Here is a 14,504-nt window from a genome sequence, read left to right as displayed (position 1 = left end):
TCCAACACCTTTTCTCCTATCACTATATCATAAGCCTGTTTTATAATATACTACTATTATTTTGTTAACTCTTTCGTTAACGATACATCATTCTTTTCTTTCATTTCACGCTCAAGCTTTGCAATCTTCATATCAAATGTATCACGTTCATGCTCCTCATTCATACGAGTTTCTAAGTCGCGAATATGATCTTCAATTTCTTCAAAGCGTAAGAATGGATTATTTTCATCCATTTTATGCATCGCAGTATTCATACGACGATTTGCATGTGCCATATTTTCACGTGCCATTAATTCCATACGTTTTGCGTGCATTTCTTTTAATTTATTTTTCATTTCAGAAAGACGACGCTCTAACTCATCAATTTGTTCTACAACACCTGTATACATTTCTTCTAATCGAGTTACTTGCCCTTCATAATAAGCTACTTCTTCTAATGCACGCTCATGTAGTTGTAATTCGCCTGCTTCTTGAGCGATGATCGCTTGGTTAGATCTTTTATTCACGAAATAACGTGCTTGCTCAAGCTCACGGGCAAAGTTAGATTTTAATGTTTTATGACGCTGAATTAACTTCTCAATTTTTGTTATTTCACGCTCACTATCACGTAAATATTGGTTTAACATAGCAATTGGATTTTTTCTTTCTTTCTCATCTAACACATTATGAAAATCTGCTAAAATTGCATCGCGTACACGTCCGAATAAAGATTGTTTCATTATAATCTTCCTCTCTTCTACTTTATAAATTTGATTGATTTTATATTAGTTTTTCATTAACTTGTTCCACTCATCTTCAAAGTTGCTATATGGTTTAGAACTTTCTGGAGCAGAATCAACAACTACATCTTTTTCTTTTTTCCACTCACGGTATCCGTAGTATAAAACTACTAATGCTGCAATACCAATTAATGCTGGGGAATGAGAAAGGGCGATGGACAAGCCGATCAAACCAACAATACCCCAAGCTAACTTTCCAAAAAATGATTGTGCTCGCACAAATGATTTATAGCTCCAGTACACAACTCCTGCTCCGATTGCGAATCCTACAATACCAGCAAGACTACCAAGAGCAATTAAAGCTAAAATACCAGCCGCGATAAACGCTAGAAATTGTTTCATCTTGTGCTTGCCTCCCTTCGATTTGATACTCTTATCTTAACTATTTTTTCTTTTTTCCATAACGAGCTTAAGAACCGTTTTTAACTCAGACTTAAGACCGAGTTGCATTCAGCCTTTTGTAAAAACATACGGTAGCATGGGATCATTCACTCTTTTCCCGCACATAAAAAGCCGTACAGAGAACATTCTCTGTACGGCTTTCGTTACTTTTCATACACTTCATTTTCATTATGCTGTTTTATGATACTCTTTCTTTTCCGCTACTTTAGAAAACCTCGGGAAACCAATTAATATAGAAATGATTCCACATACTCCAACTAAGATTGGATAAAACGCATATGGTAACAGTTCAATTGGAGATAACGCCGCAAATCCTGCTGCTGTTAACATTTGCGCACCATACGGAATTAACCCTTGCACACAGCACGAGAAAAGATCTAATACACTCGCTGATTTACGAGGATCAATTTCATATTGATCTGCAATGTTTTTCGCAAGCGGACCTGTAAATATAATAGAAATGGTATTATTCGCTGTACACATATTCGTCATACCTACTAAACCAGCTATACCGAACTCTGCTCCTTTTTTTGAACGAATGTTACGCGTTAAAATATTCATTAAATATTGAATGCCACCATTATATTGAATCAATTCGACCATACCGCCAATTAAAATAGCGAGTAATACTAACTCCATCATACCGCCCATTCCAGTCGTTACACTTTTAAAGAAACTCTCTAACGTATAACTTCCATCTAAAAGACCGATAACCCCAGATAGTACAGTTCCACCAGTTAACACGATAAGTACATTCCAACCAAGTAGCGCTGTAATAAGTACTCCTGCATACGGTAAAATCTTTATCCAGTCAAAGCTATGCGTTTTAATCTGCGTATCACTTCCTAAAGTAATGATTACTAATAGTACGATTGTAATAATAGCCGCTGGTAATACAATTAAAAAGTTCGTTTTAAACTTATCTTTCATTTCTGTTCCTTGTGAACGTACAGCTGCGATTGTTGTATCTGAAATAAATGATAAATTATCACCAAACATCGCTCCGCCAACAACAGTAGCCATCGTAAGTGCAATTGAGATATCAGTTTGCCCACTAATACCTACAGCAATTGGTGCTAATGCAGCAATTGTTCCCATTGAAGTTCCCATCGCTAATGAAATAAATGCTCCTATAACGAAAATGCCAGCTACGATAAATCCTTGTGGTAAAATTGATAGCGCTAAGTTAACTGTAGAATCAACGCCACCCATCCCTTTTGCTGTTTCAGAAAATGCTCCTGCCAGTACAAAAATTAGAACCATAATCATAATGTCTGGGTTCCCTGCACCTTTAGCAAATCGTTCCACTTTTACATGAAAACTTTCTTTACGATTCATTGCTAAAGCGACTCCTACAGCAATTGAAATTGCTACAAGTATCGGCAATTTATAGAAATCACCTGTAATAATTCCAGAACCAATAAATAGCGCCAAAAATATCCCAAGTGGTAATAATGCCAAACCATTTCCTCTCGTTTCTTTCAAAGTACCATCTCTCCCTAGTTTCAACCTTTTTCTAATGAATAACAAAAGACCTCTTCCAACGAGAAGAGGTCTTATACATCTATAAGAAACGCTCTTCTCATCTTTCAAGCATATGCTTGCTGGATTTGGCACAGCACTCTGAAATCGAGTCCGCTGCCGAGGCATCGTAGGGCCAGTCCCTCCGCCTCTCTTTATAAGAAGGTTTCATATTTATTTTTTAATAATAATTTCTTCCCTAACTTTACTCGCTTACAAAACAAAAGTCAATTATTTTTTGTATAGATTTTTTTGGTAATTATACAAAAATTTGAATACAATAATCATTTTAACTTTTTGATTTCTTCTTCCAATATTGAAATCCAATAAAATTCATTATTTTTTATTGCAGCTATAATCCACTTTGTAGTGTACCAAGCTAACTCATACTCTTCTTTTGTAACATCGCCACTTTTATAAGCATCCTCTAACTCATCTTCATCCAATACATAGATTTTACCATTCGGTAATAATACTACATCTAAATATAAATCATCAAAATACGGTAAACCACGCTCGTCTATTTCATAGTCTTTCGCCACATCGATATAATATTGCACTAATTCCTTTTGATCATCTAACATAGCGGTAATCGCAAAGTTTTTCTCGTCTATGAAATATTGAATCCACGTATACTGATTGCCAGCAATACATAGCTCTTTACCGTCATATTCTTTACAACTAGGTTCTCTCACCTTTTTTATTTCCAGTATTCCTAGCATTCCTTCTTCTATTTGCTTAACAGTATAATCCTTCTCTAGTAGTCGCTTCCACGAAGAACCGTCACCATATTTACGTTTCATTACGTCTGCTCCCCTTCTATATAGAAAAGCCCCCACATATTATGTGAGAGCTTGTTCAAATTATAATTAAGCTGCTTGCTTATTAGAAATTTCTTTCAAGTAGGCTTGTCCTTTTTCAGCGTCATATTGACCTTCCCATTTAGACATAACTACAGCTGCTAAAGAGTTACCTACAACGTTAACTGCTGTACGAGCCATATCTAGAATACGGTCAATACCTGCAATAAACGCTAAACCTTCAGGTGGAATACCTACTGTACCAAGTGTCGCTAATAATACAACGAACGATACGCCTGGTACACCTGCGATACCTTTTGATGTAACCATTAATACAAGCAATAATGTAATTTGTTGTGTAATGGATAAATCAATACCGTACATTTGCGCTAAGAAAATAGCCGCAATTGCTTGATATAAAGTTGATCCATCTAAGTTAAATGAATAACCTGTCGGAATAACGAAAGATGTAATTGCTTTCGGACAACCGAACTTCTCCATCTTCTCCATGATTTTCGGTAAAACTGTTTCTGAACTCGCTGTAGAATATGCTAAGATCAGCTCGTCTTTTAAAATCTTAAAGAATTGGAAAATGTTAATTCCAAATATTTTCGCTGTAAGTCCTAAGACAACTACAACGAAGAAAATCATTGCCCCGTATACTACAATTAATAATTTCCCTAATGGAATTAACGAAGCAAGACCAAATGTAGAAACTGTAACTCCAATTAGTGCAAACACACCAAATGGTGCAAATTTCATAACTTGATTTGTTACGTAAAACATCGCATCAGCTACACCTTGGAAAAATTGAAGAACCGGTCTTCCTCTTTCACCAATTGCTGCTACACCTAAACCAAATAATACAGAGAAGAAGATAATAGCAAGCATATCTCCGTCAGCTAATGACTTTACAATGTTTGTTGGAACAATATTTACAAATGTATCTGCAAACGAATGACTTTGTACTTGCTCTGTCGTATGTGTATATTTCGAAATATCTGTCTTTGTTAACTGCTCCATATTTACGCCTTTTCCTGGTTGGAAAATATTCGCAATTAATAGACCGACAATAATTGCAATTGTTGTAATAATTTCAAAGTAAATAATTGTTTTTCCGCCTAGTCGACCTAATTTTTTAACATCGCCAACACCAGCAACCCCAACAACAATACTTGCTACAACAATCGGTACTACAATCATTTTAATTAGTCGGATGAAAATATCACCAATTGGTTGTAAGTAACTCACCACTGCTGGATTGCCAAAGAAAATCGCACCAACCGCAATACCAAGCACAAGTCCTATTAATATTTGCCATGCAAGTCCTATTCTTTTCATATTTGTTGTAACCCCCTCTTCGATGTGTCACTCTACCTCTCATTCTATATCTATAAAACTTGAAATTAAGAGTATTACATATTATTCGACAATTCACTACATTTTGTCCCTGTTAAAAATCATAAATCAAAATTTAAAATCTGACAACAAAATAAGTTTGCCCGAACGCAAATAATTTTCTTGACAAAAATAAAACCCATGTCAGAAAACCTAACATGAGAACGATTCCTTACTAGTATTTTATTGAGTTTCCAAATTAAATTTCACTACATAAAATAGATCTATTTATTCCTTTATTTAACAAAACGCAATCCAGAACACACCTTTGTTACACAAATTAAGAAAGAGAATCACCATTACAATTACCGTAAAAAAATGATAAATTCCGACAAAACTTAGTAATTTTATAAAATTTTCTTTACATTATGGTTACAACGATAGACACTCTTCTTCTTATGATATATAACATTCATAGGGAAAGGAGCCAGACAACCATGAAAAAGAAATTTGTAGCGTTCAGCGTTTTAGCAGCAGGAACGATTTTTGCTTCCCCGTTACTTTCACCCGCATACGCTGAAACGAATCAAGATAAATTATCTAATATTCAATCTGAATTAGAAGGAAAACAAAATGACTTACAAAATAAATCAGCCGAGAAAGAACAAATAGAAAAAGAAATTCAAGAATTACAAAAGAAAATCGACGATTTAACTACTTCTATTAATAAAAACGAAGCTGAATTAAACGATACAAAAAAAGAAATTAGTAAGACACAACAAGTAATTACTGAAAAAAAGAAACATATAGAGCAATTACAAACAAACATAGATACGCGTCAGGAAGTTATTAAGCAACGACTGCAATCTATGCAAGAAAAACCTCGCACAAATATCATTACGGAAGTATTAACAAATTCTGCAAACATTGCTGATCTTGTTGATAATATGTACTCTGTCAGTTTAATTTTAAATAATGATACTGATATTGTGAAAAAACAAACAAATGACCAAGATGCTGTGACGAAAGAAAAAGAGGCTGTTGAGAAAAAAGAGCAACAACTGAAAGAATCCGAGCAAAAATTAGAACAAAAACAACAAGAATTACAAAACAACCAACAACAGCAACAAACTCTTATTAGCGATCTACATACGAAAGTAGCAAAAGTAGATTCAGAGATTGAAGGATTAGAAGAATCTAAAGGTATTTTAGAAAATCAGCGTCAAGCTGTTCAAAAGGCAATTGAAGAAGAAAAACGCGCAGAAGAAGCTCGTAAAGCTGAGGAAGCTCGCAAGGCGGAAGAAGCTCGTAAACAAGCTGCTACATCTGCTCAAACAGCTCAAGCGGCCCCAACACCACACGATACAAACATCGGAGGATTTATTAAACCAGCAGCTGGATCAAAAACTTCTGGTTTTGGCGTACGCTCTATAGATAACCATAAAGGAATCGATATCGCTGCTTCAGGAACTGTTCCAATTATTGCCGCTGCAGATGGCGTTGTTATTCGCTCAGAATTATCATCTAGTTACGGAAATGTTGTGTACTTATCTCACCGTATTAACGGAAAAACATATACAACAGTATATGCTCATATGAGTAGCCGTTCTGTATCAAATGGACAAACTGTAAAACAAGGAACTCAACTTGGATTTATGGGGAATACTGGCCAATCATACGGACAACATTTACACTTCGAACTTCATCTGGGAGAATGGAATGTCGGCAAGACAAACGCAGTTGATCCATCTCCTTATATCGGATTATAAAAAAACTCGGTGCATACCGAGTTCTTTTATTTCCACTTCACACACTATAGGCATTCTACATAGACTATAACTAAATGCCTATAGTTTACGGGGTGAATTATATGAATACACAATTACAGCAAGAAATACAAGAAGCTAGAGAGACTTTTATTGGCCGGATATTTACATTTGGTGGCTCAGTTTTATTTTTAATCGGATCATTCCTCGCAGTCATCACAGCCTACAAAGCATATAATCGCTTACTAAATACACCTACAACATAATAAAAAGACGGAGATTTCTCCGTCTTTTTATTATGCAAACATTTTAAATACACCTATCACATTTAAAAATACAATAATTACAGTTACTGGAATAACATAACGAAGTAAGAAGAACCAAATATTAAATAATGTTTTCCCTTTCGTTTCCGTAACTTCTAATTCTTTCATTAACATTTCTTTACTCATTTTATTTGGTACGAATAGCGAAATAGCTAGTACCCCTAACGGCAGCAATACGTTACTTACTGAGAAGTCGACTAAGTCAAAGAATGTTTTCCCAAATATTTTCACATCACTCATAATACCAAACGATAACGCTGACGGAATTCCAACCGCAAAAATTAGAATACCAATTAATAATGATGCTGACGGACGCTTTTTCTCATTATCTTTCGCAACAGATGCTACTACAATTTCAAGCATGGAAATCGCAGATGTTAGCGTTGCAAAGAAGAATAACACCAAAAACATAATGAAGAAAAATTGTCCAAATGGTATTTTCGCAAATACCGCTGGAAGGACGATAAATAGTAACCCCGGTCCTTCAGTCGGCTTAACACCTAATGCGAAAATCGCTGGAAAAATCGCTAATCCTGCAAGTACTGTAATAAAAACAGTTAAACTTACAATAGATGTTGCTGATTTTGCTAAATGTTCTTCTTTCTTCAAATAAGAACTATACGTGACCATTACCGAGGCCCCAACTGTTAGCGAGAAGAATGATTGTCCCATCGCGTATAAAATCGTATCTGCTGTCAACTTTGAAAAATCTGGTTTTAAGAAGAACTCTACCCCAGCAAAAGCACCATCCAGTGTTAACGCACGAACAATAATTGCAATAAACAAAATAAATAATAGCGGCATCATATACTTACTTGCTTTTTCTATCCCTTTCTCTACACCTTTACTTACAACAAAAATCGTACAAAGCATAAAGACAAATTGCGCTCCAATCGCGCTTACTGGATTTGAAATCGTCTCACCGAATAATTGCCCATAATCAGTCACTCCATTCCAGAAACTTCCTGTCACACTATAGTATAAGTAAAGTAAAATCCATCCACCTACAACACTATAAAAAGATAGTACACTAAAACAAGTAACAACTCCCATACGACCAATCCAAGGATATAACTTGCTATTTGGCACCAATACTTTATACGCTGTAACTGCCTCTTTTTGCGTACTACGTCCAATAACAAATTCAGCTAAAAGGAGTGGCATACCTATAAATAAAGTTAATAGTAAAAATACAAGGAAGAATGCGCCTCCCCCGCCATTACCTGCAACATATGGAAATTTCCATATTGCACCAAGACCTACTGCGGCTCCGGCTGCTGCGAGTACAAAGCCTATTTTCGACGTCCATTGCTGTGTTTCTTTCATCATAAATTCCCCTTTTCTGAATATTTAAACTTTTATCAATTATACACTTTCATTTCATACTCGCACACCTCCTTTAGAAAATAAAAAAGTCCCCTACACGCAAATATGCATGTAGAGGACGATATATGTAATGTTAATACCGTGGTACCACCTCAATTGGATTGATAAATCCCACTTGTTCAAGTACAGGAAAAACTCCGATACTCTATCCTTTTAACGGCGGAACCCGGGTTGCCTACTACAATGTTCAACATACCTCTCGCAAGCCCATTCTGTATATCTTATCGTACCGGGCTCACACCTTACCCCAGCTCTCTGAACGTATCAAATATACATACTCTTCTTGCTCATCGATTTCATCTATTGAAGTTACTTGTGATTATAAATTATATTTTTATAGTTGTAAAGTACAATTTACTCATTATCCTATATGAACTCTTCTCTCTAATTCTTGTAAAAACAATTCTCTTTTTTGTTCATTTTGAACATATATCGACTTCAATACCTCTTGCAACAATATATTTTTCTCTCTTTTCTCTATTTGTAATTCTTTCACCTTTATTCTAACTTCGTATAAAAAATCAAGATACGATTCATACGTCTCATCATATTTATTTGCGATATCATCTCGAATTTTTTTTGCAAGTTTTGGGCTCGCTCCGCCAGTAGAAACAGCCACATTCAGTAATCCACGATGAATCGCTGCCGGAAAATGAACATTACCACTTTCCGGATTCGTAATAACATTTACTAATTGATTCTCTGCGACATCTTCAGCAATTTGTTCATTCAATACAGCATCACTACTCGCTGCAACAACTAAAAAGGCGTCTTTAATATCACTTTTTTCATACTCCCTTTGATACCAACGAATTTTCTTTTCTTCTACAAGTTTCACTAAATTTGCATCCAATTCAGGACTTACCACGACTATATCTGCACCTTGTTTGAGTAAAGGAATAATTTTGAATCCCGCGACTTTCCCTCCACCAATGACAACAACACGTTTCTTCTCAACTCGCACTGTAAGTGGATACATATTGATCTCCCTTCAATAATTTCTTCGTTTTCTGAATTAACATATACTGAAACGCTTCATTCTTCCCTAAATATGGACTTATTTTTATCTCATCTAGCTCATATTGGCGTACTTCTTTTTCAATATGCTTCATAAGCAAACCTGTAAATAACAAGTAAGGCAGTACAACGATATTCTTTTCTTTTCGTTCTACAACTTCCTTTAACTTCTCCTCAAATTTCGGCTCGGCAGCTGCTAAATAACAAACTTCTACTTTTTTAATTTTCTCTTCCGTTTGAAATAAAGAAGCGATCCAGTTTATATCTTTTAGTACTTCAGGATCACTGCTCCCTCTTGCAACGAGAAGTAACGTCACTTCATTCTTATCTTCCTGTTCAATGCCACTTCCGCTATACACCGATTTAACAAGTGTTTCTGATACACCAAACGGATTACCATAGGTCACTTTAACATTCAAAAATTGATTAGTTAACTTTTCCAATTCAAACGGAATATCTTTTTTCACATGACCTGCCGCTAATAAAAAAACTGGAATAACAATAATCTCTGTAGCACCACGCTTCACACATGTACGGAAGCCTTCATCAATAGTTGGACTCGCTAACTCTAAAAAACAAATTTCTTGAATACTTGCCTCTACACGGTTCATACATGACGTAATAAATGCAACCGCTTCTTCTTTCGCTGCTTTCAAGCGACTTCCATGACATATATATAAGATGGCTTTCATTTTATAACACTCCACTTACTTGATACGTACTTTCTGTCTGTTTCTCAAACCAATGAATTTTTTCTCTAAAACGGACGACTTCTCCAATTACAATCATGCTTGGATTTTGGATTTGTTCTTTTTTCGCAACATCTACAATTGTTCCTAACGTCCCAACAACTGTGCGCTGCATAGATGTCGTTCCCCGCTCAATAATAGCAGCAGGCGTACTTTTATCTTTTCCATGCTTTATCAGTTGCTCACATATGTAGGGTAAATTGCTAACCCCCATATATACAGCTAAAGTCTCTACACCTTTCGCTAAATTTTCCCACTTCACTTCCTCTTCAGCATCTTCTTTTCTATGCCCTGTCACAATAGCAAAACTTGCACTTGCATCACGATGTGTCACTGGGATACCCGCATAAGCAGGTGCAGCTATTCCAGCTGAAATACCAGGAACAATTTCAAACGGTACACCTTGCTTTGCTAACGCTTCGGCCTCTTCTCCCCCTCTACCAAATACAAATGGATCCCCACCTTTTAGCCTCGTTACAATTTTTCCTTTTTTCGCATATTTGATAAGAAACGTGTTAATTGTCTCTTGCTTCATCGTGTGATAATTTGGTAGTTTTCCGCAATAAATTAAATCCGCTTCAGGCTTTGCATAAGAAAGCAATTCTTTATTCACGAGACGGTCGTATAAAATAACATCTGCTTTCTCAATGCATTTCAATCCTTTTACAGTAATTAAATCTGGATCACCAGGGCCCGCTCCAACGATATATACTTTTCCCATCATCTCTCCTCATTTCTACTATTAAAGTGAAACTTCCATCCTTATATAGGAATGGAAGTTTTCATTTCTTCATATTTCAATGTTCCTTACTCATGAATAACAAAGGCTGCGCTTTTTCGAATCTTCTTTTTTTCAAATAAAGCAATCTCCTTTACTTCTGGTAACGGTAAAAAATGTTTTTCAAGTTCAATCTCCGCCATCTTAAATGCCTTTTCTTCACTTTCAGCAACAACAACAATTGGAACAATACTATTCTCTAATACAGCTTCAAATCGATATAAATCCATATTGTCCCTCCTAAGACGCTATTACTTCTTCTAACACGTTATTTAACGCTGTTTGTAATGTCTCTACACCAACACGGCCTACAAAATCATAAAACGTTTCAGCTGGTAATTTATTTTCTTTGAAATAACTTATAAATGATGCGAGTACATCAGGTAGATCCTCGCCATCTATTTTTCCTTTTAACTTTTGATTATAAGCACCACCATCTAACAACGTTCCACCTACATATATTTCAAAGGCTTCAACAATTCCTTTTTCCTTCGTTTTCATTTTTACACCTTGTAATCCAATGTCAGCAATTTGACGTTGACCACATGAATTCGGGCATCCTACCATATGAATACGAATCGGAACATCGAGTGCAATTTGCGTATCTAAGTATTCGGCAATTTTTCGTAATCTTTCTTTCGTTTCTACTAAAGCAAGATTGCAATATTCAATACCAGTACAAGAAACCGCGTGACCAATAAACGATTTCGGATTTGCTGATATCGCTTCAAACAACGGCTCATTTAGCAAGCCAGTTACATTTTCTGGCGGAACATTCGGAATAATGAAGTTTTGTGAATTACATGTACGAATTTGTCCATTTCCATATTGTTTAGCAATTCTTGCAATCTCAAACATTTCTTCTGCATGTAGGCGTCCTACCGGCACATTAAAACCTACATATTTTAGTCCCTCTTGTTTTTGGTCTTGGACACCATAAAAGTATCCCGCATTCCAGCCTTTAAGAGCACTTTCTCCTTTACTTTGTAATGGTCCTGTATATTCTACTAGTTTCTCTTTAAACTTCTCTGCTCCCCAGTCTGCAACAAGAAATTTCAAACGAGCTAAATGACGTTTTTCACGATATCCAAAATCACGGAATATCGTAGCAATTGCAATCGCTACCGCTTTGACTTCTTCTGGCAAAACGAATACATCTAATTCATCAGCTAAATATGGACGAGCCGATAACCCACCGCCTACTTTTATATGAAAACCAACTTTTTTCTCACCATCTATTTCTTTCGTAGCAGGTGTAAATGCAACACAGTTAATCTCTGCGTTTGCTGCGTTATAAATGTTAGAACTAATAGACATTTTAAATTTACGTGGTAAGTTAGAAAACTCTTCATTATGTTGGAAGTAGTCATATACCTCTTTCACAATATGCGTTGTATCAAATAATTCATTTGCATCAATGCCAGCAAGTGGATTTCCCGTAATATTACGCGTTATATCACCACACGCCCCAGCTGAAGATAACCCAACTCTTGCTAACCTTTTAAAAATATCTGGAATTTGATGAATTTCTAACCAATGAAACTGAATCGCCTGTCTTGTCGTAATATCGATTACGTCACGTCCATAATCCTCAGCGATAGAAGCAAGCACTTCTGCCTGTGCATTCGTAATAATTCCAGAAGGAATATTTACGCGCATCATAAAATAACCCGCTTCTTTCGGTCTTTGCAAATACAACCCTGCCCATTTGAATGCGTCCCACTCTTCTTTCGGAATAGATTCGAAGCCATTCTCTGCATAGTAAGGAATATCATTAAAGATTTCCAATCCATCTTTTTTTAATTTATTTTTCTCAGTTTGATTTAATTTTTCATTGTTAGCCCATACTTTTTCATAACTCATTTTTTATCCCCCTATATAAAACTACGCTCTTGTAAGTATTTCACGATTTGTTCTGCACATTCTTCAATAGAATACTTATTCGTTTCTACAATTAATTCCGCTTTTTCTGGTTCCTCATACGGTGAATCGATACCTGTAAAGTCTTTAATATCACCTTTTCTTGCTTTTTTATAAAGCCCTTTCGGATCACGTTTCTCACACTCTTCAATTGGACATTTTACAAACACTTCTATAAATTCATCTGCAGCTAATAGATCTCTAACTTGTTTTCGGTCTACTCGAAACGGTGAAATAAACGCTGTAAGAACAACAGTCCCTTGATCTACAAATAACTTCGCCACTTCGCCAATCCGTCTTATATTTTCCATACGATCACTTTCAGAAAAGCCTAAGTCTTTATTTAAACCGTGGCGTATATTATCTCCATCAAGTACATAGTTTCCAATATTCTTTTCAAATAGTTTACGAGCAACCGCGTTCGCTACTGTAGATTTACCCGAAGCTGATAAACCAGTAAACCAAATTACAAAACTATGATGCCCATTCTTCACTCTTCTCTCATCTTTTGAAACAGAAGTTGTATGCCAAGTAATATTCGTATCCATCTCATTCTCTCCCTATTCTGTTACTACTTCTTTTTTCAAACCTTTAATTAGTACCTCTACTACCTCTTTACGACTAAATGTACTTGGCGGAATCTCACCGTTTCTTAATAGTTCTCTTACTTTCGTACCCGATAAAATAACATGATCTTCTTTTCCGTGCGGGCATGTTTTTGTCGAAGCCATCGCTTCACATTTCGTACAGTAAAAACTATGTTCAAAAAATAACGGTGTAATCCCTAACTCTTCCACTGTAAAGTTTGTAAAAATTTCTTGTGCTTCATAAGTTCCGTAATAATCTCCTACCCCAGCATGATCGCGCCCTACGATAAAGTGGGTACATCCAAAATTCTTTCTAACTAACGCATGGAATATTGCTTCCCTCGGTCCTGCGTAACGCATTGCCGCAGGAAATACACTTAAAAAGACACGATCTTTCGGATAATAGTTTTGAAGTAATACTTCATAGCTTTCCATCCTTACATCAGCTGGAATATCATCCGACTTCGTTTCCCCAACGAGTGGATTTAAAAAGAGTCCATCTACAATTTCAAGGGCAGATTTTTGAATGTATTCATGGGCACGATGCACCGGGTTCCTCGTTTGAAATCCTACTACTGTTTTCCAACCACGTTTTTTAAATTCTTCTCTCGTTTCAATTGGGTCTAAATGATAAGCAGGAAACGGATTATTTCCAAAGCGTTTCGTAAGAACAATAGCCCCACCGACATAAACGTTCGGTCGTTCATATAATTTTTTCACTCCCGGATGAGCCTCATCCGTCGTTTTATATACTAGTAACGCTTCTTTTTCCTTATCAGGCACAAAAATATCTTCTATTTGAATGACACCATATACATTTCCACCGTTAACAAGTTTTACTTCCTCTCCAACTTTTAGCGTCTCTGCTACTTCTTCTGTTACTGGTAATGTAATGGGTATACTCCAAATGCTCCCATTAGCTAAACGAAGCGTTTCTACAACCGAATCATAATCTTTCTTTCCTAAAAAACCAGTAAGCGGGCTATATCCCCCTGTCGCTAATAGTTCTAAATCACTTAACGCAATGTTATCTAGCCCAATTTCTTTTTCAATTTGTAATACGTCATATGTCTCGTCTACACGGTTTACTAATTCGTTTACTGTACTCATGTTCTATATCCCCTCTTAGTTTTAT

General features: G+C 36.0%; 15 protein-coding genes, 1 riboswitch and 1 other annotated feature. Of the genes, 2 read left to right on the top strand and 13 right to left on the bottom strand.

Translation table 11 applies throughout. The annotated features are described in order from the left end of the window. Window positions 1–56: 56 nt before the first annotated feature. From PDQ40_RS00320 to gltP, 5 genes are all read right to left on the bottom strand, one after another. Entirely contained in the window at window positions 57–719 is a 663-nt protein-coding gene (locus tag PDQ40_RS00320; RefSeq protein ID WP_270691164.1) for a PspA/IM30 family protein, read from the bottom strand. A gap of 45 nt (window positions 720–764) precedes the next feature. Beyond that, on the bottom strand, window positions 765–1,121 hold the full coding sequence (locus PDQ40_RS00315) for a lmo0954 family membrane protein (protein ID WP_000808648.1): 357 nt from the start codon (window positions 1,119–1,121) through the stop codon (window positions 765–767). Window positions 1,122–1,349: 228 nt separating this feature from the next. Further along, window positions 1,350–2,666, bottom strand: coding sequence for a Na+/H+ antiporter NhaC family protein (locus tag PDQ40_RS00310; RefSeq protein WP_000665478.1), 1,317 nt, complete (start codon window positions 2,664–2,666; stop codon window positions 1,350–1,352). A gap of 94 nt (window positions 2,667–2,760) precedes the next feature. Beyond that, a riboswitch (SAM riboswitch) is annotated at window positions 2,761–2,866 on the bottom strand. Between the two features lie 120 nt (window positions 2,867–2,986). Next, the gene (locus PDQ40_RS00305; protein ID WP_000824677.1) at window positions 2,987–3,505 is read right to left on the bottom strand and encodes a DUF402 domain-containing protein; all 519 of its coding nucleotides are present in this window, start codon (window positions 3,503–3,505) and stop codon (window positions 2,987–2,989) included. A 66-nt stretch (window positions 3,506–3,571) separates the two neighbouring features. Next, window positions 3,572–4,843, bottom strand: a complete 1,272-nt coding sequence (gltP, locus tag PDQ40_RS00300; protein ID WP_000821149.1) for a glutamate/aspartate:proton symporter GltP — start codon at window positions 4,841–4,843, stop codon at window positions 3,572–3,574. A 494-nt stretch (window positions 4,844–5,337) separates the two neighbouring features. Between gltP and PDQ40_RS00295 the strand changes: the two genes are divergently transcribed. Continuing rightward, entirely contained in the window at window positions 5,338–6,609 is a 1,272-nt protein-coding gene (locus PDQ40_RS00295) for a murein hydrolase activator EnvC family protein (protein ID WP_000726431.1), read from the top strand. Window positions 6,610–6,710: 101 nt separating this feature from the next. Beyond that, window positions 6,711–6,872 (top strand): hypothetical protein, encoded by a 162-nt coding sequence (locus PDQ40_RS00290; RefSeq protein ID WP_001095993.1) that lies wholly within the window; start codon window positions 6,711–6,713, stop codon window positions 6,870–6,872. Window positions 6,873–6,902: 30 nt separating this feature from the next. Here the strand turns inward: PDQ40_RS00290 and PDQ40_RS00285 are convergent, their stop codons facing one another. From PDQ40_RS00285 to sat, 8 genes are all read right to left on the bottom strand, one after another. Then, complete coding sequence (locus PDQ40_RS00285) at window positions 6,903–8,258, bottom strand: sodium-dependent transporter (RefSeq protein ID WP_000665448.1); 1,356 nt, start codon at window positions 8,256–8,258, stop codon at window positions 6,903–6,905. Window positions 8,259–8,369: 111 nt separating this feature from the next. Then, window positions 8,370–8,618: a binding site (T-box leader), on the bottom strand. Between the two features lie 61 nt (window positions 8,619–8,679). Further along, complete coding sequence (locus tag PDQ40_RS00280) at window positions 8,680–9,297, bottom strand: NAD(P)-binding protein (protein ID WP_000283343.1); 618 nt, start codon at window positions 9,295–9,297, stop codon at window positions 8,680–8,682. Then, the gene (locus PDQ40_RS00275; RefSeq protein ID WP_000644366.1) at window positions 9,272–10,027 is read right to left on the bottom strand and encodes a sirohydrochlorin chelatase; all 756 of its coding nucleotides are present in this window, start codon (window positions 10,025–10,027) and stop codon (window positions 9,272–9,274) included. The genes PDQ40_RS00280 and PDQ40_RS00275 overlap by 26 nt, the downstream gene beginning before the upstream one ends. A gap of 1 nt (window position 10,028) precedes the next feature. Beyond that, complete coding sequence (gene cobA, locus PDQ40_RS00270; RefSeq protein WP_000521270.1) at window positions 10,029–10,805, bottom strand: uroporphyrinogen-III C-methyltransferase; 777 nt, start codon at window positions 10,803–10,805, stop codon at window positions 10,029–10,031. 86 nt (window positions 10,806–10,891) lie between these two features. Beyond that, on the bottom strand, window positions 10,892–11,092 hold the full coding sequence (locus PDQ40_RS00265) for a DUF3906 family protein (RefSeq protein ID WP_000366909.1): 201 nt from the start codon (window positions 11,090–11,092) through the stop codon (window positions 10,892–10,894). Between the two features lie 10 nt (window positions 11,093–11,102). Beyond that, window positions 11,103–12,725 carry a nitrite/sulfite reductase gene (locus PDQ40_RS00260; protein ID WP_214328707.1) on the bottom strand — a complete coding sequence of 541 codons (1,623 nt, stop codon included), beginning with the start codon at window positions 12,723–12,725 and terminating at the stop codon, window positions 11,103–11,105. 11 nt (window positions 12,726–12,736) lie between these two features. After that, window positions 12,737–13,330, bottom strand: a complete 594-nt coding sequence (cysC, locus tag PDQ40_RS00255) for an adenylyl-sulfate kinase (RefSeq protein ID WP_000380525.1) — start codon at window positions 13,328–13,330, stop codon at window positions 12,737–12,739. Window positions 13,331–13,342: 12 nt separating this feature from the next. Continuing rightward, window positions 13,343–14,479 carry a sulfate adenylyltransferase gene (gene sat, locus PDQ40_RS00250; protein ID WP_000108786.1) on the bottom strand — a complete coding sequence of 379 codons (1,137 nt, stop codon included), beginning with the start codon at window positions 14,477–14,479 and terminating at the stop codon, window positions 13,343–13,345. Window positions 14,480–14,504: the final 25 nt, after the last annotated feature.

This window comes from Bacillus cereus group sp. Bc061 (assembly GCF_027715825.1).
Lineage (GTDB): Bacteria > Bacillota > Bacilli > Bacillales > Bacillaceae_G > Bacillus_A > Bacillus_A paranthracis.
The sequence above is the reverse complement of the archived record's forward strand: the minus strand, read 5'-3'. Positions and strand labels throughout refer to the sequence as shown.

Coding starts and splice junctions, on each gene's coding strand:
- cobA (WP_000521270.1), bottom strand. CDS start 10,805: ATGGGAAAAGTATATATCGTTGGAGCGGGCCCTGGTGATCCAGATTTA.
- PDQ40_RS00285 (WP_000665448.1), bottom strand. CDS start 8,258: ATGAAAGAAACACAGCAATGGACGTCGAAAATAGGCTTTGTACTCGCA.
- PDQ40_RS00295 (WP_000726431.1), top strand. CDS start 5,338: ATGAAAAAGAAATTTGTAGCGTTCAGCGTTTTAGCAGCAGGAACGATT.
- PDQ40_RS00280 (WP_000283343.1), bottom strand. CDS start 9,297: ATGTATCCACTTACAGTGCGAGTTGAGAAGAAACGTGTTGTTGTCATT.
- PDQ40_RS00320 (WP_270691164.1), bottom strand. CDS start 719: ATGAAACAATCTTTATTCGGACGTGTACGCGATGCAATTTTAGCAGAT.
- PDQ40_RS00305 (WP_000824677.1), bottom strand. CDS start 3,505: ATGAAACGTAAATATGGTGACGGTTCTTCGTGGAAGCGACTACTAGAG.
- PDQ40_RS00265 (WP_000366909.1), bottom strand. CDS start 11,092: ATGGATTTATATCGATTTGAAGCTGTATTAGAGAATAGTATTGTTCCA.
- PDQ40_RS00260 (WP_214328707.1), bottom strand. CDS start 12,725: ATGAGTTATGAAAAAGTATGGGCTAACAATGAAAAATTAAATCAAACT.
- sat (WP_000108786.1), bottom strand. CDS start 14,479: ATGAGTACAGTAAACGAATTAGTAAACCGTGTAGACGAGACATATGAC.
- cysC (WP_000380525.1), bottom strand. CDS start 13,330: ATGGATACGAATATTACTTGGCATACAACTTCTGTTTCAAAAGATGAG.
- PDQ40_RS00290 (WP_001095993.1), top strand. CDS start 6,711: ATGAATACACAATTACAGCAAGAAATACAAGAAGCTAGAGAGACTTTT.
- gltP (WP_000821149.1), bottom strand. CDS start 4,843: ATGAAAAGAATAGGACTTGCATGGCAAATATTAATAGGACTTGTGCTT.
- PDQ40_RS00315 (WP_000808648.1), bottom strand. CDS start 1,121: ATGAAACAATTTCTAGCGTTTATCGCGGCTGGTATTTTAGCTTTAATT.
- PDQ40_RS00275 (WP_000644366.1), bottom strand. CDS start 10,027: ATGAAAGCCATCTTATATATATGTCATGGAAGTCGCTTGAAAGCAGCG.